The organism is Sphingomonas adhaesiva, assembly GCF_036946305.1.
Lineage (GTDB): Bacteria > Pseudomonadota > Alphaproteobacteria > Sphingomonadales > Sphingomonadaceae > Sphingomonas > Sphingomonas adhaesiva_B.
This window is the reverse complement of the sequence record NZ_JAQIJJ010000003.1, coordinates 105600-127019: the sequence shown is the minus strand read 5'-3', so window position 1 is coordinate 127019 and position 21420 is coordinate 105600. Positions and strand designations below refer to the sequence as shown.

At 68.5% G+C, this 21420-nt stretch carries 15 protein-coding genes; 7 read left to right on the top strand and 8 right to left on the bottom strand.

Going from position 1 to position 21420, the window contains the following annotated elements; all coding sequences use genetic code 11:
- Nucleotides 1-22: 22 nt before the first annotated feature.
- The 4 genes from PGN14_RS04160 to PGN14_RS04145 all read left to right on the top strand — a co-directional run bounded on the left by PGN14_RS04160 (nt 23) and on the right by PGN14_RS04145 (nt 4629).
- Nucleotides 23-1525 carry an acyl-CoA synthetase gene (locus tag PGN14_RS04160; RefSeq protein WP_335298173.1) on the top strand — a complete coding sequence of 501 codons (1503 nt, stop codon included), beginning with the start codon at nt 23-25 and terminating at the stop codon, nt 1523-1525.
- Nucleotides 1522-2649 carry an acyl-CoA dehydrogenase family protein gene (locus PGN14_RS04155; RefSeq protein WP_335298172.1) on the top strand — a complete coding sequence of 376 codons (1128 nt, stop codon included), beginning with the start codon at nt 1522-1524 and terminating at the stop codon, nt 2647-2649. The genes PGN14_RS04160 and PGN14_RS04155 overlap by 4 nt, the downstream gene beginning before the upstream one ends.
- Before the next feature lie 160 nt (nt 2650-2809).
- Nucleotides 2810-3574, top strand: a complete 765-nt coding sequence (locus PGN14_RS04150) for an SDR family NAD(P)-dependent oxidoreductase (protein WP_335298171.1) — start codon at nt 2810-2812, stop codon at nt 3572-3574.
- The gene (locus tag PGN14_RS04145; protein ID WP_335298170.1) at nt 3571-4629 is read left to right on the top strand and encodes a phosphotransferase family protein; all 1059 of its coding nucleotides are present in this window, start codon (nt 3571-3573) and stop codon (nt 4627-4629) included. Before PGN14_RS04150 ends, PGN14_RS04145 begins: the two co-directional genes overlap by 4 nt.
- 110 nt (nt 4630-4739) lie before the next feature.
- Here PGN14_RS04145 and PGN14_RS04140 read toward each other — a convergent pair whose 3' ends face one another.
- Complete coding sequence (locus PGN14_RS04140; RefSeq protein ID WP_335298169.1) at nt 4740-5801, bottom strand: phosphotransferase; 1062 nt, start codon at nt 5799-5801, stop codon at nt 4740-4742.
- Between the two features lie 211 nt (nt 5802-6012).
- On the opposite strand from PGN14_RS04140, the gene PGN14_RS04135 reads away from it, so the two are divergent.
- Nucleotides 6013-8304: a TonB-dependent receptor gene (locus PGN14_RS04135; RefSeq protein WP_335298168.1), complete on the top strand. Its 2292-nt coding sequence runs from the start codon at nt 6013-6015 to the stop codon at nt 8302-8304.
- Nucleotides 8305-8425: 121 nt separating this feature from the next.
- Here PGN14_RS04135 and PGN14_RS04130 read toward each other — a convergent pair whose 3' ends face one another.
- From PGN14_RS04130 to PGN14_RS04105, 6 genes are all read right to left on the bottom strand, one after another.
- Nucleotides 8426-9409 carry an alpha/beta fold hydrolase gene (locus PGN14_RS04130; protein ID WP_335298167.1) on the bottom strand — a complete coding sequence of 328 codons (984 nt, stop codon included), beginning with the start codon at nt 9407-9409 and terminating at the stop codon, nt 8426-8428.
- Nucleotides 9410-9420: 11 nt separating this feature from the next.
- The gene (locus PGN14_RS04125; protein ID WP_335298166.1) at nt 9421-11727 is read right to left on the bottom strand and encodes a TonB-dependent receptor; all 2307 of its coding nucleotides are present in this window, start codon (nt 11725-11727) and stop codon (nt 9421-9423) included.
- 96 nt (nt 11728-11823) lie between these two features.
- Nucleotides 11824-13293 (bottom strand): class I adenylate-forming enzyme family protein, encoded by a 1470-nt coding sequence (locus PGN14_RS04120; protein ID WP_335298165.1) that lies wholly within the window; start codon nt 13291-13293, stop codon nt 11824-11826.
- A 4-nt stretch (nt 13294-13297) separates the two neighbouring features.
- Nucleotides 13298-14728 carry an aldehyde dehydrogenase family protein gene (locus tag PGN14_RS04115; protein ID WP_335298164.1) on the bottom strand — a complete coding sequence of 477 codons (1431 nt, stop codon included), beginning with the start codon at nt 14726-14728 and terminating at the stop codon, nt 13298-13300.
- A gap of 28 nt (nt 14729-14756) precedes the next feature.
- Entirely contained in the window at nt 14757-15809 is a 1053-nt protein-coding gene (locus tag PGN14_RS04110) for a zinc-binding dehydrogenase (RefSeq protein ID WP_335298163.1), read from the bottom strand.
- On the bottom strand, nt 15806-17530 hold the full coding sequence (locus tag PGN14_RS04105) for a thiamine pyrophosphate-binding protein (RefSeq protein ID WP_335298162.1): 1725 nt from the start codon (nt 17528-17530) through the stop codon (nt 15806-15808). The genes PGN14_RS04110 and PGN14_RS04105 overlap by 4 nt, the downstream gene beginning before the upstream one ends.
- A gap of 197 nt (nt 17531-17727) precedes the next feature.
- On the opposite strand from PGN14_RS04105, the gene PGN14_RS04100 reads away from it, so the two are divergent.
- The gene (locus PGN14_RS04100) at nt 17728-18498 is read left to right on the top strand and encodes a helix-turn-helix transcriptional regulator (RefSeq protein ID WP_335298161.1); all 771 of its coding nucleotides are present in this window, start codon (nt 17728-17730) and stop codon (nt 18496-18498) included.
- Nucleotides 18499-18659: 161 nt separating this feature from the next.
- On the opposite strand, the gene PGN14_RS04095 is transcribed toward PGN14_RS04100, so the two are convergent.
- A complete protein-coding gene (locus PGN14_RS04095) occupies nt 18660-19472 on the bottom strand; it encodes an SDR family NAD(P)-dependent oxidoreductase (protein ID WP_335298160.1) in 813 nt (270 codons plus the stop codon).
- A 139-nt stretch (nt 19473-19611) separates the two neighbouring features.
- Between PGN14_RS04095 and PGN14_RS04090 the strand changes: the two genes are divergently transcribed.
- Nucleotides 19612-21420, top strand: a complete 1809-nt coding sequence (locus PGN14_RS04090) for an SLC13 family permease (RefSeq protein WP_335298159.1) — start codon at nt 19612-19614, stop codon at nt 21418-21420.

Below are 21420 nucleotides of genomic sequence, written 5' to 3'. Positions count from 1 at the left end.
ATCCTTGCAGGCGGCAGCACTGATGCATCCGTCGATCCATGCCCGCACCACGCCGGACACGATCGCCTATCGGATGGCGACCTCGGGCGAGGCGATCACCTATCGCCAGCTCGACGAACGCGCCAACCAGGGCGCGCACCTGCTCCGCGCGCTTGGGCTGACACGCGGCGACGGTGTCGCGCTGATGCTGAAAAATGACGCGCGCTTCTTCGAGATCGTATGGGCGGCGCAGCGCGCGGGGCTGTATTTCACCTGTATCTCGACCCGGCTCGCGCCGCCGGAGGTGGCGTTCATCGTCGCGGATTCGGGGTCGCGCGTCCTGATCGCCTCCGCGCCGGTCGCCGACGCGTTGAAGAGCGACAGCCTCGCCATCTTCGCGCCGGGCGAGCGCGACTTCGTGGGCGAGCGCAGCGCCTTTCCCGCGACGCCGATCGCGGACGAGACTCCGGGCACCGACATGCTCTATTCGTCGGGCACCACCGGCCGCCCCAAGGGCATCCGCCCCGCGCTGCCCGAGGGGTCGCTCGACCAGAGCAACCCGCTGACCGATTTCGGGCGCGACAGCTATGGCCTGGGCGCGGACAGCGTCTTCCTGTCCCCGGCTCCGCTCTATCATTCCGCGCCGCTGCGCTGGTGCATGGCGGTGCAGAAGCTGGGCGGCACCGTGATCGTAATGGAGAAGTTCGACGCGGAAGAGGTGCTGGCGCTGATCGAGCGGCATCGCGTCACCCACGCGCAATTCGTCCCGACGCACTTCATCCGCATGCTGAAGCTGCCCGAGGAGGTGCGTGCGCGCTACGACCTGTCGTCGCTGCGGACCGTGTGGCACGCCGCCGCGCCCTGCCCGGTCGAGGTGAAACAAGCGATGATGGCGTGGTTCGGCCCGATCATCCACGAATTTTACGCCGGGACGGAGGGCAACGGCCTGACCGCGATCGGCCCCGACGACTGGCTGACCCACCCCGGATCGGTCGGGCGCGCCAAATGGGGTACGATCCGCATCGTCGACGAGGGCGGCGCCCCGCTGCCCCCGGGGAAGACCGGCGCGATCTACTTCGCGGACGGGCCGACCTTCGAATATCACAACGATTCCGAGAAGACCGCCGCCAGCCGCCATCCGCTCGGCTGGACCACCTTGGGCGATGTCGGCCATGTCGACGATGACGGATATCTGTACCTTACCGACCGGCAGAGTTTCATGATCATATCCGGCGGGGTGAACATCTACCCGCAGGAGATCGAGGATGCGATCATCACCCACCCCAAGGTGGCGGACGTGGCGGTGATCGGCGCGCCCGACGCGGAGATGGGCGAGCGCGTGGTGGCGGTGGTCCAGCCCGCCGACTGGGACGATGCCGGGCCGGCGCTGGCGGAGGAGTTGACTCGCTTCCTGCAGGGGCGGATCGGGCGGATCAAGCAACCGCGGCAGATCGATTTCCTGCGCGAACTGCCGCGTCACCCCACGGGCAAGCTGCTCAAGCGGCTGGTCCGCGACACCTATTGGCCCGCCCGGGAGGCACGATGAGACTGACCGACGACCAGAGCGCGATCCGCGACCATATCCGCGCCTTTGCACAGGAGCGCATCCGCCCGCACGCCGCCGCGCATGAGGCGGCGAAGGGTTTCCCGCCCGAATTGTTCGCCGAAATGGGCGAGATGGGGCTGTGGGGGATGACTGCGCCGGCCGAGATCGGTGGCGCGGGGATGGACTATGTCGCCTATGCGCTGGCGCTGATCGAGCTGGCGGCGGCGGACGGCGCGCTGTCGACGATCGTCAGCATCCAGAACAGCCTGATCGTCGGCGGGCTGCTGAAGACCGGGACGGACGCGCAGCAGGCGCGCTTCCTGCCCGACCTGATCGCGGGGCGTGCGATCGGCGCCTTCGCACTGACCGAGGCGAATGCGGGGTCGGACGCGTCGGCGATCCGCACCCGCGCGGTGCGCGACGGGACCGGCTGGCGGCTGACGGGCGCCAAGCAGTTCATCACCTCGGGCAAGATCGCCAGCCTCGCGATCGTCTATGCGGTGAGCGATCCCGCGTCGGGCAAGCGCGGGCTGACCGGTTTCATCGTCCCCACCGACCGCCCCGGCTATTCGGTCGACAAGGTCGAGCACAAGATGGGGCAGTCCGCGTCGGACACCTGCGCGATCCGCTTCGACGACGTGTATCTGGAGGATGACCTGCGCTTCGGCGCGGAGGGCGGCGGCTACAAGCTGGCGCTGTCCAATCTGGAGGCGGGGCGGATCGGCATCGCGGCGCAGGCGGTCGGCATGGCGCAGGCCGCGCTGGAGATCGCCGCGGCCTATGCCAAGGAGCGCGACAGCTTCGGCAAGCCGCTGATCGAGCATCAGGCGGTCGGGCATCGCCTGGCGGACCTGTGGACGAAGCTGGAGGCGGCGCGGCAGATGGTGCTCCACGCCGCGGCGATGAAGGACGCGGGCGAGCCGTGTCTGACGCAGGCGTCGATGGCGAAGCTGTTCGCGTCGGAGGCCGCGGAGGCGATCGTCTCCGGCGCGATCCAGACGCTGGGCGGCTATGGCTATCTGGAGGAATATGGGCTGGCGCGGATCGCGCGCGACGTGCGCGTCTGCCAGATCTATGAGGGCACGTCGGACATCCAGCGGATGGTGATCGCGCGGGCGCTGTGACGCCGATCGACAACAACCCCACCTCCGTTCGTGCTGAGGAGAGGCTGACCTTGCCGGAGCTTCGTCTCGAAGCACAAGCGCCCTTCGAGACGCCGTTTCGACTTCGCTCAACGGCTCCTCAGGGCGAACGGAAGATGAAGAAACACAAGAGAGGAACAACATGAAGATCGAAGGTTTGGCCGCCATCGTCACCGGCGGCGCATCGGGACTGGGCGGCGCCACCGCCGCACGGCTGGCGGCGGCGGGCGCGAAGGTCGCGATCTTCGACCTGAACGCGGAACTGGGCGCGCAGCACGCCGCCGCGATCGGCGGCAGCTTCTTCCGCGTCGACGTCACCGATGAAAACGCCGTGGAGCAGGCGATCGGCGAGGCCGAGGCGGTCAACGGCAAGGCGCGCATCCTGGTCAATTGCGCCGGCATCGGCCCGCCCGCCAAGGTGATCGGGCGCGACGGCAAGGCGATCCCGCTCGCCGATTTCACGAAGATCGTGAAGATCAATTTGATCGGCACGTTCAACATGCTGTCGAAATTCGCCGCGCGCATCCACGATGCCGATGTGATCGGGCGCGAGGAGCGCGGCGTGATCGTCAACACCGCCAGCGTCGCGGCGTTCGACGGGCAGATCGGACAGGCGGCCTATGCCGCGTCCAAGGGCGGCGTGGTCGGCATGACGCTGCCGATCGCGCGCGAGTTCGCGCGCCACGGCATCCGCGTGATGACGATCGCGCCGGGGCTGTTCCTGACCCCGCTGCTCGCCTCGCTGCCGCAGGAAGCGCAGGATTCGCTCGGCCAGCAGGTGCCCTTCCCCAGCCGGCTGGGCGATCCCGACGAATATGCGCAGATGGTCGAAAGCATCGTCACCAACCCGATGCTGAACGGCGAGACGGTGCGCCTCGACGGCGCGATCCGCATGGCGCCGCGATGACGGCGGACACCGGCGCCAACGAAGGCGCGTCCGCGGTCCGCACCCGCTTCGACGAGGCGGCGCTGGCGCGGTGGATGACCGACAACGTCGCGGGCTTTTCCGGCCCGCTGACCGTCGAGCAGTTCAAGGGCGGGCAGAGCAACCCGACCTATCGCCTGACCACAGCGCACGCGCGCTACGTCCTGCGCCGCAAGCCCGCGGGCGAGCTGGTGAAGGGCGCGCACGACGTGCTGCGCGAGGCGCGCGTACTGACCGCGCTGGCGCCCACCCCGGTCCCGGTGCCGCCGGTGCTGGGCGTGTGCGACGACGATGATGTGATCGGCACCGCCTTCTACGTGATGGCGCTGGTCGACGGGCGCATCTTTTGGGACGCGACGTTCGGCGACGTACCGCGCGAGGAGCGCGCCGCCTATTTCGACGCGATGAATGCGACGATCGCGGCGTTGCACCGGGTCGATCCGGGCGCGGTCGGCCTCTCGGATTACGGCAAGCCGGGCAATTTCTTCGCCCGCCAGATCGCACGCTGGACGCGGCAATATCTGGACGACGCCGACGCCGGGCGCGATGCGGGGATGGACGCGCTGATCGCATGGCTGCCGGGTGCGATCCCGGACGGCGACGAAACCGCGATCGTCCATGGCGATTTCCGCTGCGACAACATGATCTTCCACCCCAGCCGCCCCCAGGTGCTGGCGGTGCTGGACTGGGAATTGTCGACATTGGGCAACCCGCTGTCGGACTTCGCCTATCACGCCACCATGTACCGGATGCCGCCCGATATCGTCGCCGGGCTGGGCGGGGCGGATCCGGTCGCGCTGGGGTTGCCGACCGAGACCGAATACGTCGCCGCCTATTGCGCGCGGACGGGGCGCGACGGCATCCCGGACTGGGATTTCTATATCGCGTTCAACTTCTTCCGGCTGGCGGCGATCTTCCACGGCATCAAGGGCCGCGCGATCCGCGGCACCGCCAATTCCGCCCATGCGCGCGAGCGCGCGGCGGCGTACCCGCGGCTGGTGGCGCTGGCGCTGGAGGCGATGGAGCGTTGTCGCTGATCCCGCCGCGTCACCCCGGACTTGATCCGGGGTCCCGCTTCTATCGAAACGTGGCAGAAGAAGCGGGACCCCGGCTCAAGGCCGGGGTGACAGGCGATGGTTGAACCGTCCTACAATATCCCCAGCGCCCTCGTGTCCAGCACATGCGACACATGGCGATCCAGCATCGTAAGGAACATCCGGTCGCCGCGCTCCGTCCGCTTGACCATCATCGCCGCGCCGACCGCGACGTTGATCCCCGCAAACGAGAAGTGGCGATAGTCCGCGTCCAGCTCGGCGCGGCCATAGCCCGTCACCCCCGCCTCGCGCAGCGCCTCCATATACGTATCCAGCAACGCCCCCTCCGCCGCACGCCGATCCGCGGGCGAGAAGGCGCCGCCGATCAGATAGGCGACGTCGACCGCATTGTGCCCCAGCGCCGCCGACTGCCAATCGACCACGCGCAGGCTGCCGTCGTCGCCGAACAGCATGTTGTCGGGACGATAGTCGTTATGGGTGACGCAGCGCGGCCGGTCGAGCAGCGCACTATAGCGTTCGTAGCGCTCGGCGAAGCGGTCGCAGACCGTCACCATGTCGTCGGTCAATTGGTCGGCATAACGATCGCGGAACGCGGGCCACGCCCCGCGCAGCACGCCCGCGTCGTAGAAGGGCTGCGCCAGCGGACCCGTGTAGAGCCATTGCAGCGCAGGATCGTCGCCGCGATCCCAGAAGGCGGCGTGCAGCCGCGCCGCCTCGCGCATCACGCGTGACGCCTCGTTGGGGGTGAGGCCCGCGAACTGGTCGCCGGCCCGCGCCGGCGCGCAATCCTCCAGCAGCAGCACGAATTCGTTGCTGTCCGCATCGAACTCCGCGCCGTGGCACCGCGGCGTCGTGACGCCCGCATCTGCCGCGAGGTGGCGATAGAAGCCGACCTCGCGCTCGTACAGCCGCCATGCCGCCGCCACCGCGCGGCTGTCCGGATCGGCCGCGGCGAACTTGCCGATGATCGTCGCGGGTCCGGGTGTGGAGCCGGCGGCGTAGGTGGGGGTGAAGCGCGCGGTGTCGCCCAATTGCCCGGTGCCGACCGGCTGCATCGACAGCGCCTCGATCGCGACGCCGGGGCCGAGCCGCGCGGCCAACCATTCCGGCGTCACCGTGTCGGGCCGCGGCAGGGCGGTGATGGTCTGGGTCATATCGCTCGTTCCTCTCCCGACGGTCCGTTTCGCGAACTCGCCATCGCCACGAACGCTAGTGCGCGGCGGCACAGCGTCCAATCGAGGTTGCCCGCGCATTCATCGCCGCGCGCTATCGATCCGCGGTCAACGCCGATTGGACCGCGGCGGCCCTGCTGCACCACATGTCGCGCGATACCGGAGCCAGATCCGGGTCCAGGGGAGGATGAGAATGAAGGCGATATTGCTCGCCGGCAGTGCTGCCGGCTGCCTGTTCGTGGCCGCGCCGGCGATGGCACAGACCGCTGCGGCGCCGACGCAGGAGGATGCGGGCACCACGACGTTGCAGGACATCGTCGTCACCGCGCAGCGCCGCTCCGAAAGCGCGCAGGCGACCCCGCTGGCGATCACCGCGATCGGCGGCGATGCGCTGGCGGATCGTGGCGTGTTCGAGGCGTCGGACCTGGCGCAGGCGGTTCCCAACCTTCAGATCGCGGCCCCGTTCGGCAAGGCGCAGCCCAATTTTGCGCTGCGTGGTATCTCGATCGCCAACGAATATAACGCCAACACCGCCTCGCCGATCGGCGTCTATGTCGACGACGCGTACATGAGCTCGCGCTCCAGCCACGGCATGCAGCTGTACGATCTGGAGCGGGTCGAGGTGCTGCGCGGACCGCAGGGCACGCTGTACGGGCGCAACACCACCGCGGGCGCGATCAACTTCATCACCAAGCGCCCCGACCTGAACGCCAACGGCGGCTATGCCGAGGTCGGCTATGGCAATCGCGACCGCAAGAGCGCGCAGGCAGTGGTGAACCTGGTCGTCGATCCGGGCACGCTCGCGATCCGCGGCGCGTTCGACTACGTCAATTCGGACGGCTATGTCCGCAACATCTTCCCCGGCCAGCCCGATGCGCAGTCGGAGGACAGTATCGGCGGTCGCGTGTCGCTGCTGTGGAAGCCGGATTCGACGCTGACCGTGTTCCTGAAGGGCTATTACGGCCGCGCCAACCCCTATGCCGGCGGGATCAACACCTTCGGCACCGGCCCGGGCGGGCGCAACCAGGTGACCGGCTATTCGCGCGCCGACGACAAACTGGGCTTCTACGAGATCAATTCCTTCCACATCGGCCGCTATCTGGTCGAATCCCGCGGCGTATTGCTGACGGTGGCGAAGGAACTGTCGGATCGCGTGACGCTGTCGACGCTCACCACCTATGACAGCGGCAAGCGCCGCATCGATCAGGAGGGGACGCACAGCCCGGTCGACGCGCTCGACGTCTTCTATCGCGACGATTTCAAGCAGGTGAACCAGGAAGTCCGCCTCAATTACGATGGCGGCGGGGTGAAGGCGATCATCGGCGGCTATTACGGCTGGGACCGGGTCGATGTGTTCAACACCTTCACGCTGTTCCAGTTTCTGCGCAGCGCCGTCCCGTTCAACTTCCCCAACAGCGGCTTCGGCGTCGACAATCGCTTCAGCCAGACGCGCCGCTCGATCGCGGTGTTCGGGCAGGGCGACTACGACCTGACGTCGAAGCTGTCGGTCACGCTAGGGCTGCGCTACACCTGGGACTCGCTGCGTTACTATAACGGCAATGCCAACATCCTGGATTATGACGGCAACCCGGTGCTCAATTCGGTCGGCAACCCGGCCGATGCGCCCGATGGTTTCGGCCCGTACAATCCCAATTCGAAGCTGAGCCGCGCGCGCGACTTCAAGGCGCTGACCGGGCGGATCGGGCTGAACTACCAGTTCGACACGCGCGTGCTGGGCTATGCCTCGTACAGCCGCGGCTATCGCGCCGGCGCGGTCAACGGCGGCGGTTATCTCGGCAATGCGACGGTCACGATCGTCGAACCCGAGACGGTCGACGCCTATGAAGCGGGCATCAAGAGCGAGCTGCTCGACCGGCGGCTGCGGCTGAACATGGCGGGTTTCTACTATCGCTATCGCAACCAGCAGTTGCAGGAAGTGGTCGGCGCGGTCGCGCTGCTGCGCAACGCGCCGCGCTCGACGCTGTACGGGGTGGAGGTCGAGGGGACCGCGGTCCTCGGCGATCGCCTGACCGCCAATGCGTCGATCGGCCTGCTGCACACCTCCTATGACGGGCTGACGCTGTCGGGCGTGGGGCTGGACGGCAACCGCCTGCCGTTTGCGCCCAACTTCACCTTCACCGGCGGGTTCGACTGGACCGTGGCGCAGATGAACCGCGGCAAGATCACCTTCAGCCCGACCGCCGCCTATACCGGGCAGCAATGGTTCTCACCGTTCAACGGCGGGCCGTCGTCGACCACCGACACGTTCGGCAACGCGCGGCAGCAGCAGAAGGGCTATTGGCTCGCCAATGCGACGCTGGCGGTGCAGATGGACAATGGCGTCTATGGCAGCCTGTGGGCCAAGAACCTGTTCCAGCAGAAGTATTACGTCTATGGCCTGGACCTGCGGGCGAGCTTCGATCAGGATTATCTCGCGCTGGGTGCGCCGCGGAGCTACGGCGTGACGGTGGGGGTGAAGTTCTGACGGCCTGACGAGAAGCCCCTCCCCTTCAGGGGAGGGGTAGGGGTGGGGCAGTCAAAGGCGCCCCTCTCTGCGAGGCTCCCCCCACCCCAAACCCCTCCCCTGAAGGGGAGGGGCTTAAAGATCACATCACCCCACCTGCCCTCAGGCTCTTCAGCCACCCGACCAGCGCGCCGGTCACCTCGTGCGGGCGCTCCTGCTGGGTCCAGTGGCCGCAGCCTTCCAGCATCAGCGTACCCGACAGGTTCGGCACCAGCGCCTTCATCGCCGCCAGCATGTCGACGCCGGGCAGCATCGTCAGCACGATGTCGCGCGTGCCGCCGATGAAGAACGCCGGTTGCCGGATGCTCTGCCCGCGCCACGGCGTCAGGAAGTCGATGTCGCGCTGCCAGTTGCGATAGCGGTTGATCGGGCCGTACAGCCCGCTGCGCGCGAACTCGTCGACCAGATAGCGGATGTCCTCCTCGCCCATCCACGCCGGAAAGGGATCGGGGTTGGGCAGGCCGTCGAGCAGCCGCGATCCCGCCAGCCGATCCTCGCCCAGCCCATCCGGTGCCTCGCCCGCCAGCCAGAAATAGAAGCGGCGGACGAACTGGTTCAGGTCCGCCTCGGCCTCCGCCTCCGCAACGCCGACCGGCTGGAAATAATCCTGGTAGAAGAAGCGGCCCTGATCGGCATAGACCGGCTTCACCGCATCAAGCAGCGTGACCTCGGACACGCCGAAGAACGGCACCGACAGCGTGGCGACCGCGCGCACCTTGTCGGCATGGACCAGCGCGGTGTGCCAGACGAGGTACGCGCCCCAATCGTGCCCGATCAGGATCGCCGGCTCGCCGCCATTCTCCGCATCGATGACGCCGACGATGTCGCGCATCATCTGTTCGAGGTCGTAATCGGTCACCTCCGGGGGCCGATCGCTGCCGCCATAGCCGCGGCAGTCGATCGCGCAGACCTTGAACCCCGCCGCGGCGATCGGCGCGATCTGATGCCGCCACGCCGCCCAGCTTTCGGGAAAGCCGTGGACCAGCACCACCAGCGGCCCCTCGCCCGCGACCCGCGCGCGCAGGGTGATGCCGTTGGTCGCGATATGCCGGAATGCGCCGGTCATGCCCCCTCCCCTCAGAAGCGATAGGCCACCGTCCCGCCATAGGTCCGCGGGGGTGCCTGCACGAGATAATCGTAGCCGAAAGAGGCGCGCAGATCGAGGCCGTCGGCGAACGTCTTCTGATTGGTCAGGTTGGTCACCCAGCCGCGCACGGTGTATCTGGGCGTCTCGTAGCCGAGTTGCAGGTTGACCTTCGTATTGGCGTCCTGCCGCAGATTGCCGTTGCCCGCGACGCGATTGTACGGGGTGAAATAGACCAGCCCGGTGTGGACGAACGACGGCGTGAACACGACCTTCGCATCGCCGAACCGCGCCAGCGTCCAGTCGAGCGATCCGGTGGCGGAGAAGCGCGGCGCATAGGGCAGCCGCCGCCCGGTCAGGTCGCCCGCGCTGAGCTGCAACGCCTGATATTTGGCGTCGAGGAACGAGGCCGAGGCGTTGATGCGCAGGTCGGTCGTCGGCGTCAGCGTGCCCTCGATCTCGACGCCGCGGATGCGGCTCTTGTCGACGTTGCGCAGGATGGTCTGCGCGCCGATCGTCTCGTTGATCTGCTGGTTGCGGTAATTCATCCAGAACGCCGCGACCGACAGCGACAGCATGTCGTCCAGCGTCCGCCCCTTGGCGCCGATCTCATAGGCGTCGACCTTTTCGGGCTGCGTCGTGTTGACCGGACCGAAGAAGCATTGGCCGCAGAAGGCGGCGGCGCGATAGCCGCGGCTGTAGCTGGCATAGACGATCTGCCCGGTGTCGAACGTATAGTTGATCGCGGCGCGCCCGGTGACCGCGTTGCTGTCCAGCTTCAGCGTCGGGCCGGACACGAACTGCCCGGTGGCGGCATCATAGCCGCCCAGGAAATAGGTGCCCTGCGCCGGCGGGAACTTGCCGGTGTCGCGCGTGCCGGTGAACAGGCTCTGCGGCACCGCATAGGAGGCGTAATTCTGGTAGCGACCCTTGTCCGAGGTGTAGCGCAGGCCCAGCGTGATCGAGACATGATCGCCGAACTTCTGGTCGCCCTGCGCGAAGGCGGCGTAGGAGCGGCGGATCTGGTCGTATTTCTGACGCACCATCGCGGCCCCGTCGAGCAGCCAGTAATAGCTGTTCGAGGCATCCTTGTCGTAACCGTAATAGACGCCCGCCTGCACGTTGGTGCGGTCGTTCGAATAAGCGGCGCGCAGCTCCTGATTGAACATGTCGAACACGTTGCCGTACAGCGTGTCGAGCGGCTGGCGGAACACCGGCGATTGCAGCCCGGTCCCTTCCTGCGTGAACGCCTGCTTCAGGTGATCGTAGGAGGTGAGCGAGGTGAGCTGGACCGTGTCGGTCAGGTCGTACTTCAGGATCAGCTCGCTGCCATATGCCTCGACGAAGCTGCGCCCGACGCGCTGGCTGTCGGCCTCGAAGAAGCCGAGGTTCTTGGCCGCGCGGCTGGTCTGAAGCACCGGATTGTAGCCGTTGGTGCCGGTGCCGAGGTTGAACACCGCCGCCTGCGTCGGGTTGGAGCGGCCGTAGGTGCCCTTCACCGTCACCTCCAGCCGGTCGCTGGCCTGCACGCGCAGGATCGCGCGCGCCGCCAGCATATCGGTGGAGTTCATGTCGGGTTCGCCCGCGGCGCGATTGTTGATGTAGCCGTCGCCATGCGCATAGTTGAACGACACGCGCAGCCCCGCGACGCCCTCCTTCAGCGTGGTTTCCGCCGCGCCCTGCGCGGTGAAGGTGTTGTAATTGGCGTAGCCGGCCTGGATATTGCCGCTCGATCCCGACAGATCGGGGCGCCGCGAGATGAAATTGATCGTGCCGCCGGTGGTGTTGCGCCCGTAGAGCGTGCCCTGCGGCCCGCGCAGCACCTCGATCCGCTCCAGATCATAGAGTTGCAGTCCGTGTTCCGCACGCGCGGCGATATAGGCATCGTCGAAATAGACGCCGACCGGCGAGGCCTGGTTGGGATTATGCTCGTTGGCGACGCCGATGCCGCGGATCGTGAAGTTCGGCTGCGCATCGCCATAGGGGCTGTTGACCTGCAGCGACGGCACGGTGCCAGTCAGCTGCGCGGTGTTGACGATGCCGCGCTTGGCGAGATCGTCCTGCGAGATGGCGGAGATCGCGATCGGCACCTTCTGGAGCGATTCCGAGCGGCGCTGCGCGGTGACGATGATGTCGCCGGCCTGCGTCGACGACGGCTCCGGGGCGGGTTCGGCCTGCGTGGGGACGCCGGTGGCGGTCGCCTCGGTGGCGCTCGCCTCCGTGGCGGTCTGGGCCTGCGCCGACGTGGCGGCCGACAGCACGAGCGTCAGTGCGGCACCGACGAGATAGTGCGACTTCATCCTTCCCCTCCCAAGAATGACCGATGATCCGGTTCGATGCTCGACGACTAAGGGGGTGGCCGCCGAACGGCGATGGACGGAAACCCGTAACCCGCGTCAGTCGCGCAAGGCCCGGCGCAGGATCTTGCCGGTCGCGGTCGTCGGCAGCGCGTCCATGATCCGGACGATCCGCGGCGCCTTGTACGCCGCCAGTCGTTCGCGGCAGAAGGCGACCAGTTCGTCCCCGGTCAGCGTGGCACCCGCGCGCAGGCTGACCACCGCCTTCACCGTCTCGCCGCGATAATCGTCGGGCACGCCGATCACCGCCGCCTCGCGCACTGCGGGGTGGGTGTAGAGCACGTCCTCCACCTCGCGCGGCCAGACCTTGAAGCCCGATGCGACGATCATGTCCTTCTTGCGGTCGACCAGGAACAGCCAGCCGTCGTCGTCCAGCACGCCGACGTCGCCGGTGCGGAAGCCATCGGGGCGCATCGATTCCGCGGTCGCGTCCGGCGCCTGCCAGTAACCGGCGACGACGCTGGGGCCGCTGACGACGATTTCGCCGGGTTCGCCGGCGGCGCAGTCGCGACCATCGTCATCGACCACGCGCAGTCGCACGCCGGCCACGGCCTGGCCGACCGACAGCGCACCGGTGCCCGCATCGACCGGGGCGAGCGGTTCGGGCGGGCAGGCGGTGACCGGCGCCACGGTCTCGGTCAGGCCATAGACGTTGCGCAAGGTCACGCCGGTCGCGGCACGCACGCGCTCGCGCATCGCGGGCGCGACGGGCGCGCCGCCGGAGAAGATCGTGGTCAGGCTCGCCACGCGCGCCGGTGCGAAGGCGGGCGCGTCGATCAGCGCCGACAGCGCGGTGATCGCGGCGACGGTGAAGACGGGGCGGTGCCGCTCGATCGCGTCGAGGACCACCTCGGGCTGGAAACGGTGGCACAGGATCAGCGGCGCGCGCGCGGCGAGCGCGGCGCCGATGTGGCCGCTGATCCCGGTGACGTGGAACAAAGGCGCGGCGCCCAGGATCGGCGCGCCGGGACGCAGCGCCGCCGCCTCGCGGTAGAAGGCCGCGCCGGCCAGCAGGTGGCGATGCTCGATCACCGCGCCCTTGGGCTTGCCGGTGGTGCCCGAGGTATAGACCAGCATCAGCGGGTCGGCGGGCGTATCCGCACCGGCGGCACCGTCCGTGTCGAAGGTGCCGCCCTCCCCCACCGTGAAGCGGTGCAGGTCGGGCAGCACGCCCTCCGCATGCCCCACCTCGCACACGATCGCGCGCGGGGTGCAGTCGGCGGCGAGCTTCTCGATCTCCGCCGCCCGGTACATCGGGTTGAGCGGCACCGTCACCACCCCCGCCCGCGCGGCGCCGAGCAGTGCGACGACGAACTCCGGCACGTTCTGAAGGCACAGGAACATGCGCTCGCCGGGCGCGATGCCGGCGCCGCGCAGCGCGCCCGCGAACCTTGCGCTGCGCCGGTCGAGATCGGCGAAGGTCAGGCATTGGTCGCGGTACAGGATCGCGGGCGCATCCGGATCGGCCGCGACGGCGGACGCCAACAGGTCGATCAGCGTCGCGGCCATGGCGTTACTTCCCCGCGGGCGCGTAGCCCATCACCGCCTTCACCTCCAGGAACTCGCCGAAGGCGTGCGCCCCCCATTCGCGGCCGTTGCCCGATTGCTTGTAGCCGCCGAACGGCGCGGTCATGTCCAGCTCCGGATAGTTGAGATACACCTGCCCGGCGCGCAGCCGCGACGCGACCTGCCGCGCCTCCTCCAGATCGCCCTGGACATAAGCGGCAAGGCCATAAACGGTATCGTTGGCGACCGTGATCGCCTGTTCGACATCGTCATAGGCGAGCATCGTCAGCACGGGGCCGAAGATCTCCTCGCGCGCGATCGTCATGTCGTTGGTGACGTCGGCGAAGACGGTCGGCTTGACGTAATAGCCATCGTCCAGCCCCTCGGGCCGTCCGGTGCCGCCCGCGACCAATGTCGCGCCCTCGTCGATGCCTGCCTGGATCAACCGCTGGATCTTGTCCCACTGCAGCTCGCTGACCACCGGCCCCAGCTTCGCGTTGCTCGACGGCGTGCCGACGGTGTTGCCGGCGGCGGCCTCCGCGGCGATCGTCTTCGCCTCCGCCATCTGCGCGGCGGGGAGCAGCATACGCGAGGGCGCGTTGCACGACTGGCCGGAATTGACCATCATCGCGTCCACCCCGCCCGCGACCGCGGCGCGCAGGTCGGCCGACGGCAGCACGATATTCGCGGACTTGCCGCCCAGCTCCTGATGCACGCGCTTGACGGTGGGCGCGGCGGCGCGCGCCACCTCGACACCGGCGCGGGTCGACCCGGTGAAGCTGACCATGTCGACCTGCGGATGCGACGACAGCGCCGCACCGACGCCGGGGCCGTCGCCGTGAACGAGGTTGAACACGCCCGCGGGAACGCCCGCCTCCGCCATGATCTCCGCGAAGATATGGCCGGTGAAGGGCGCGACCTCGGACGGTTTCAGCACCATGGTGCAGCCGACCGCGAGTGCGGGCGCGACCTTGCACGCGATCTGATTGAGCGGCCAGTTCCACGGCGTGATGAAGCCGCAGACGCCGACCGGCTCCTTCGCCAGCAGCGTGGCGCCGCGGACCTCGGTGAAGTCGTAATCGTCGAGCAATTGCCGCGCGACCTGAAGGTGCGCGATGCCGATCGGCACCTGCGCGCCGCTCGCCAGCCAGGCGGGCGCGCCCATTTCCGCGGTCACCGCCTCGGCCAGGTCGCCACCGCGCCTGGTATAGGCGGCGATGATCGCATCCAGCAGCTCGGCACGCTCGCGCACGCTGGTGCGCGAGAAGCTGTCGAACGCGCGCCGCGCCGCCATCACCGCGGCGTCGACATCGCTGGCGTCGCCCAGCGCGACACGGCCCGCGACGCTGGCGTCGGCGGGGTCGATCACGTCGATGACGCTCGATCCGTTGGGGGCGACCCAGCGGCCGTCGATGTAGAATTGCAATGCCTCGCGCATGTCGCTCTCCTCTTGCGTCCCGCTCCCGTCAGGCGGGGCGGACCATCATCTTGATCTGTTCGCCGCCCGCCGTCAGGCTGGCAAAGGCGTCGTCGATATGGGCGATCGTCACCTCCCCCGTCACCATCGGCGTCAATGCATCGGGTGCGGCGACGATCATGTCGAACGCAGTCTGGAACTCCTCCGCCGAATAGGCGAAGACGAAGCGTAGCTGGATCGCCTTCTGGATCATCAGCGCGGGTTCGATCGCGTCCACCTCCATGCAGACGCCGACGACGACGATCGTCGCGCCCACCGGACCACCCTCCGCCAGCGCGGTGAGCATGCCCGGCCGTCCGACGCATTCGAAGATCACCGCGCGCTTCGACGCGTCGCCGGATGCCATGCTGTCGGAGAGACCGGCGTGCAGCCCCTGCTGTGCCCACCAGCGGGTCACCGCATCGCCATCGGGCGCGATCACCGCGTCGGCGCCCATCCGCTCCGCCATCGCCCGGCGCGAGGCGACCGGATCGACCGCCAGGATCGGTCCCAGCCCCAACGCGCGCAGTCGTGCGATGACGAACAGCCCGACCGGGCCGCAGCCATGCACCGCGAAGACGCAGCCCGCGCCGACATCCGCCTGGTTGACCGCATGGACCGCGACCGCGAGCGGCTCGGTCAGTGCGGCGATGTCGGTCGCGACGTGGTCGGGGACGCCAAGCAGCGCATCCTCCTGCAACAGCATCCGCTCCGCGAAGGCGCCGTTATAGGTGTTGGAAAAGCCGATCAGCGCCACGCCCTGATCGCCGATCAGGAACGGCTGCGACACCACGCGCGCGCCGCGCGGCAGGCCGGCGGCCGGCTCCACCAGTTCGGCGCAGAATTCATGCCCCATCACCACCGGCCGTGCGGGGTCCATGAAGCCGCGAAAACCAGCGCGGTGGAGCAGGTTGCACAGATGCGGCGCATGGTCGCGCGCGTGCAGGTCGCTGCCGCACACGCCGCACGCCAGCGGCGCGGCCAGCACCAGCCCCGCGGCGGGCACCGGCTCCGGTACCTCCTCCAGCGAGAGGCGCCCGCCCTGCAGGACCGCGGCCCTCACAGCTTGAAGTTCTCGTAATAGGGCACCATCACCTCGTCCGGCCCCGCCTCGCCCAGCATCGCCGAGGTCATCGGCAGCACCAGGTCGGCGTCGACCACCACGTCGATGCACCCCGGCTTGCCCGAGGCGAAGGCACGCGCGATCGCCGGCCCGATCTCGTCGAGCGTGGTGACGCGCTCGCCGTAGAGGCCGAAGCCTTGCGCGATCTCGTGGTACTTGATGTCGCCCAGTACCGAGATGCAGCTGTAGTTCGGGCCGTAGAGGATCTGCTGGCCGTGGATCGACTGTCCCCAGCAGCTGTTGTTCATCACAACGGTGACGATCGGAAGGCGCTGGCGCACCATCGTCTCGAATTCCTGGAGGTGGAAGCCGACCGCGCCGTCGCCGGTGATCTGCACCACCGGCTTGCCCGGCCGCGCATAGGCCGCGCCCAATGCGAAGCCGAACCCGGTGCCGAGCGCGCCGAGCTGCCCGAAGGTCAGCACGCCGCCGGCGTGCGCGACGCGCGCGTGATAGCCGGCCCACAGGCCCGCCTCGCCGCCCTCCAGCACGAAACTGGTGCCCTCCGGCGAGCCCTCGACCGCGGCGCGGGTGGCGAAATAGGGGTTGATCTTGCCCGAGGCGGTTTCCTCGACGAACTCCGCGCCCACCGTGCTGGCGGCGGCGCGCATCGTGTCGCGCCACGCGTGGAAGCGCGCCGCGGGCTCGTCCCAGGCGGCAGCCACCGCGTCCATGAACGCGCCGACGCTGGCGGTGGTGGCCACCGCTGGTTCGTGGATCAGCCCGAATTCCGCGACGTCGGCATGGACCTGCACGATCGCCGCGTCCTCCGGGAAGAAGGCGCGGGTGCGCCCGCCGAGGAACAGGCCGAAGCGCGAGCCGAGCATCAGGATCAGGTCGGGCGCCTGCCCCTCCGCACCCGCCACCGCGATCGCGCTGGGATCGTGGGCATAGGCCGGGTGCGCGGGGTCGACGAGGCCCAGCGCGCGGCTGGAATGGACCACCGGGATACCAAGCGTGTCGAGGAAGGCGGCGACCTGCGCGGGCGTCGCCTGATAGCGCGCCAGCCCGCCCAGGATCGCGACCGGACGCTGCGCCGTCTTCAGCAGCGCGTCGACCGCATCCACCTGCGCCGGCATCGGCGCGGTCGCGACCGGCGGGACCGGCCGGGGCATGACCGCCGGCAGGTCCGCCGACTTGGCCAGCACGTCGATCGGCAGTTCGACGAAGACCGGGCCGGGGCGCCCGCCCAGCGCGATCGTGATCGCATTGGCGAGCTGGTCGGCGATGCGGTGCGGGTCGGTGATGCGGATCGCATGCTTCACGACCGGGCGTGCCATCGCGATCTGGTCGACCCCGCCCTGAAGGACGTTGAGCGCTTCCTCGCGCAGCGGCGGCGCGCCCGCCATGAACAGCACCGGCACGCCGTCGAGCCGGGCATTCGCCATCGACGTGAGCGCGTTGGTGAAGCCCGGACCCGCCGTGATCATGCACACGCCCAGCCCGCCGGTCACGCGCGCCCAGCCCTCCGCGGCATGACCCGCGCACGCCTCGTGCCGAGTATCCACCAGCGTGATGCCTTCGTCCAGAAAGCCCTTGAACGCGGCGTCGAGGTGGCCGCCGTGGAGCGCGAAGATCGTCGTGACCCCTGCCGCCTTCATCGCCCGCGCGACCGCCGTGCCGCCGTCGGTCGTCCGGTGCCGATCATCCGCGTCCGCCATCACTCATCCCCATCCTGCGTCGTGTCGGCGGGCATGCTAGGCAGAGTTGCGCAGTGCGGGGATCGACGGAAATCCGTAAGCTGCATCGCCTGCCCGCGCGCGCTACAGAGGCGCGGCTGGTTTCGGGCGATGCGCTTGCGCTACAAACGAGGCCGACGAATTGACCCGATGAAAGCGGGCGATCGAAGGAGAGCGAGATGGAACTGACGTTATCGGGCGATGCGCGCGACTTCACGCGCCACATCGTCGACAGCTGCAGCCTCGACAGCGCGTCGATCTTCCTGTGCGACCGCACCGGCACGGCGCCGCGCATCTCCTATCTGTTCCACCACAATATCTCGCGCGAGTTGCAGGACCGCTACGAACGGCACGCGATCTTCCACGAGGATCCGTTCACCGATCCCTCGATCCAGGAACGCAAGGACATCGCCGACGACGACGGCGTGCTGCTGGCGAACGACCGCCGGTTGCAGGCGGGGCCGCCGCCGGCGCGCTATTGGCATTTCATGGTCGAGCATGACGTGCAGGTGGTCGGCGCCTCCACGCGCCGGCTGCTGCCGGGCCTGTACGCCACCGTGGGCCTGCACCGCCGCCGCGCCGCGGGCGCCAAAGGCGATATCGTCCTGCCGCAGCTCGACATGCTGACGCGACGGTTGCAGGACATGATCGGCGGGCAGATGCTGCGCCAGCTGCTGAGCAGCGCCAACGGGCTCAGCAGCTTCCGCTCCAGCTATTTCGACCGCTGCGACGGGGCGTCGTCGCCGGTCGCCAAGCGGCTGTCTCCGCGCGAGATGGAGATTGCGACACTGGTCTGTCAGGGGCGGCAGAACAAGGAGATCGCCTATCTGACCGATCTGACCGAGCATACGATCGAGAACCACCTGCGCCGCATCTATGCCAAGCTGTCGATCCACAACCGTTCCGCGCTGGTCGCGGCGATGGTCGCGGCGGGGAATGGGCCGCATTGACGCGGAGCCGTCGACCTTCCTCTCCGTTCGCCCTGAGGAGCCGTTGAGCGCAGTCGAAACGGCGTCTCGAAGGGTGCATGTGCTTCGAGACGAGGCTTCGACAGGCTCAGCCTCTCCTCAGCACGAACGGTTGGTGGCATGAATGTCGCTTCGACGCACGGTCACCGCACCGCCGTATCGGCGCCCGCCAGATGGCTGTCGCCGCCCAGCAGCTTCGTGAAATGGGGCTGACCGGTGTGCGCGGTCATGCCGCCGTCGATCACCAGATTGTGCCCGTTGACATAGGAGGCGTCGTCCGACGCCAGGAAGGCGATTGCGGACGCAATCTCGTCCGGGCGGGCCGGGCGTGCCATCGGCAGCACGCCGTCATAGGCCTGCATGATCGCAGGGTTCCCGGTCAGCCCGGTGGCGAGCGGGGTCGCGGTGAGGCCGGGGCTGACCGCATTGACGCGCACCGCGGGCGCATGGTCGATCGCCATCGCGCGCGTCAGGTTGAGCACCGCCGCCTTAGCCGCATTATACGCCGCAAAGCCATAATCCGCCGCCATGCCGGAGGCCGAGGCGACGTTGACGATCGAGCCGCCGGTCGCGACCAGATGCGGCATCGCCTGCCGCGACGCCCAGAAGATCGACGCGACATCGACCGCCATCACCGTGTTCCAATGGTCGAGATCGATATCGGTCACCTTGCCGAACGATCCCATGCCGGCATTGTTGACCAATGTATCGAGCCGCCCGAACCGCGCCATCGTGTCGTCGATCATGCGGCCGATCGCGTCGGGATCGATGACGTCGACGACCACACCCAGGTGCCGCCCCTCGCCGCCGATCGCGGCCAGCACGCCCCGCATCGCCTCGGCACGGTTGTCGGCGACGACGACCGACGCCCCTTCCTGCGCGAACCGCCGCACCGTCGCCTCGCCGATGCCGGAGCCGCCGCCGGTCACGATCACCACCTTGCCGTCATATCGCATCGACCACGATCCCTCGCTGTCCGTCAGGGCGGGGAGTGAAGCCGGGCGGGGGGACGTTGTCGATGGACGGGAACCCGTATCACCCATTTGCACGCGGCGCCGGACATTGTGCCGGTCTCGCGCATTTGCGCTATCGACCATGACGCTGCCCCAGCTACTCTCCATCGCGACGCTCATCGGCATGATGGCGCTCTTCATCTGGGGCCGGTTCCGCTACGATGTGACCGCGATCATCGCGCTGCTCGTCGCGCTGCTGCTGGGGATCGTCAAACCCGGGGACGCGTTTCGCGGCTTTTCCGACGATATCGTTATCATCGTCGGATCCGCTTTGGTCATCTCCGCTGCGGTCCAGCGCTCCGGCGTGGTGGAGCGCGCGTTGCGACGTGTCGGGCGACGGGTGACGCGGGTGCGCTCGCAATTGCTGGTGCTCGCCGGATCGGTCGGGGTTGCCAGCGCGCTGGTGAAGAATATCGGCGCGCTCGCGATGCTGATGCCGGCCTCGTTCCAGATGGCGAAGAAGAACGATGCCAGCCCGTCGGTCTTCCTGATGCCGATGTCGTTCGCGGCCCTTCTGGGCGGGTTGATGACGCTGGTCGGCACCTCCCCCAACATCATCGTCAGCCGCGCGCGCGAACAGATGACGGGCGAGCCGTTCGGCATGTTCGACTATACGCCGGTCGGGCTGGGGCTGTTCGTGATCGGGCTGATCTATCTGCGCTTCGCCTATCGCCTGATCCCGCGCGATCGCCGCGCCGCGCCGACGATGGGCGAGGCGCTGGATATCACCGCCTATGTCACCGAAGTGGTGCTGACCCCCGGCTCGCCCGCGGTGGGGGAGACGGTGCAGGCGTTCCTCGACCGGCACGAGGGCGAGGTGACGATGACGCAGCTGCTGCGCGCGGGGATGCGCAGCGCGCCCTTGCCCGACACCGAACTGCGCGAGGGCGACACGCTGATCCTGGGCGGCGAGCCCGACGCACTGGAGCGCGTGATCGCTGGCGACCGCCTCGCCTATGAAGGCGAGGCGCGCGAAAAGGCACAGGAGCGCCGCGACAAGGAGAACGGCAGGGAAAAGAACGGCGACGCCGGCGAGGTCGGGGTGATCGAGGCGGTGGTGAACGTCGGTTCGCGGCTGGAGGGGCAGACCGCGGGCGGGCTGAACCTTCAGCGGCTGTTCGGGGTCAACCTGATCGCCATCTCGCGCCGCGGCGAGCGGCTGGCGCGGCGGCTGGCCAATACGGTGCTGCGCGCGGGCGATGTCGTGGTGCTGCAGGGACCGCTCGACACCATGCCGGAGAAATTGCGCGAGCTCGGCTGCCTGCCGCTGGCGGAGCGCGACCTGCGGCTCGGCTCGCGGCGTGCGACCTGGCTGCCGATTTCGATCCTGGCAGTGGCGATGTTCCTGACCGCGATGGGATGGGTGCCGGTCGCGGTCGCCTTCTTCGCCGCCGCCGGGCTGGTGATGGCGACCGGCGCGATCTCGCCGCGCGACGCCTATGACCATGTCGAATGGCCGATCCTGATCATGCTGGGCGCGCTGATCCCGGTATCGGATTCGCTGCGCACCACCGGCGCCTCCGACGTGATCGCGACCTGGCTGGCGCAGTTCGCGACCACGCTGCCGGCCTGGGGCGCGGTGGCGCTGATCCTGGCGGCAGCGATGGCGGTGACGCCGTTCCTGAACAATGCCGCGACCGTGCTGGTGATGGCGCCGATCGCGGCGCAGTTCGCGGGCGACCTCGGCTATCGGCCGGAGGCGTTCCTGATGGCGACCGCGGTGGGGGCGGGCTGCGACTTCCTGACCCCGATCGGGCACCAGTGCAACACGCTGGTGCTCGGCCCCGGCGGCTATCGGTTCGGCGATTATGCGCGGCTGGGCGCGCCCCTGTCGCTGCTGGTGCTGGTGCTGGGAACGCCGCTGATCCTGTTCTTCTGGCCGCTGGCGTGA

Coding starts and splice junctions, on each gene's coding strand:
- PGN14_RS04160 (WP_335298173.1), top strand. CDS start 23: ATGCATCCGTCGATCCATGCCCGCACCACGCCGGACACGATCGCCTAT.
- PGN14_RS04155 (WP_335298172.1), top strand. CDS start 1,522: ATGAGACTGACCGACGACCAGAGCGCGATCCGCGACCATATCCGCGCC.
- PGN14_RS04150 (WP_335298171.1), top strand. CDS start 2,810: ATGAAGATCGAAGGTTTGGCCGCCATCGTCACCGGCGGCGCATCGGGA.
- PGN14_RS04145 (WP_335298170.1), top strand. CDS start 3,571: ATGACGGCGGACACCGGCGCCAACGAAGGCGCGTCCGCGGTCCGCACC.
- PGN14_RS04140 (WP_335298169.1), bottom strand. CDS start 5,801: ATGACCCAGACCATCACCGCCCTGCCGCGGCCCGACACGGTGACGCCG.
- PGN14_RS04135 (WP_335298168.1), top strand. CDS start 6,013: ATGAAGGCGATATTGCTCGCCGGCAGTGCTGCCGGCTGCCTGTTCGTG.
- PGN14_RS04130 (WP_335298167.1), bottom strand. CDS start 9,409: ATGACCGGCGCATTCCGGCATATCGCGACCAACGGCATCACCCTGCGC.
- PGN14_RS04125 (WP_335298166.1), bottom strand. CDS start 11,727: ATGAAGTCGCACTATCTCGTCGGTGCCGCACTGACGCTCGTGCTGTCG.
- PGN14_RS04120 (WP_335298165.1), bottom strand. CDS start 13,293: ATGGCCGCGACGCTGATCGACCTGTTGGCGTCCGCCGTCGCGGCCGAT.
- PGN14_RS04115 (WP_335298164.1), bottom strand. CDS start 14,728: ATGCGCGAGGCATTGCAATTCTACATCGACGGCCGCTGGGTCGCCCCC.
- PGN14_RS04105 (WP_335298162.1), bottom strand. CDS start 17,530: ATGGCGGACGCGGATGATCGGCACCGGACGACCGACGGCGGCACGGCG.
- PGN14_RS04100 (WP_335298161.1), top strand. CDS start 17,728: ATGGAACTGACGTTATCGGGCGATGCGCGCGACTTCACGCGCCACATC.
- PGN14_RS04095 (WP_335298160.1), bottom strand. CDS start 19,472: ATGCGATATGACGGCAAGGTGGTGATCGTGACCGGCGGCGGCTCCGGC.
- PGN14_RS04090 (WP_335298159.1), top strand. CDS start 19,612: ATGACGCTGCCCCAGCTACTCTCCATCGCGACGCTCATCGGCATGATG.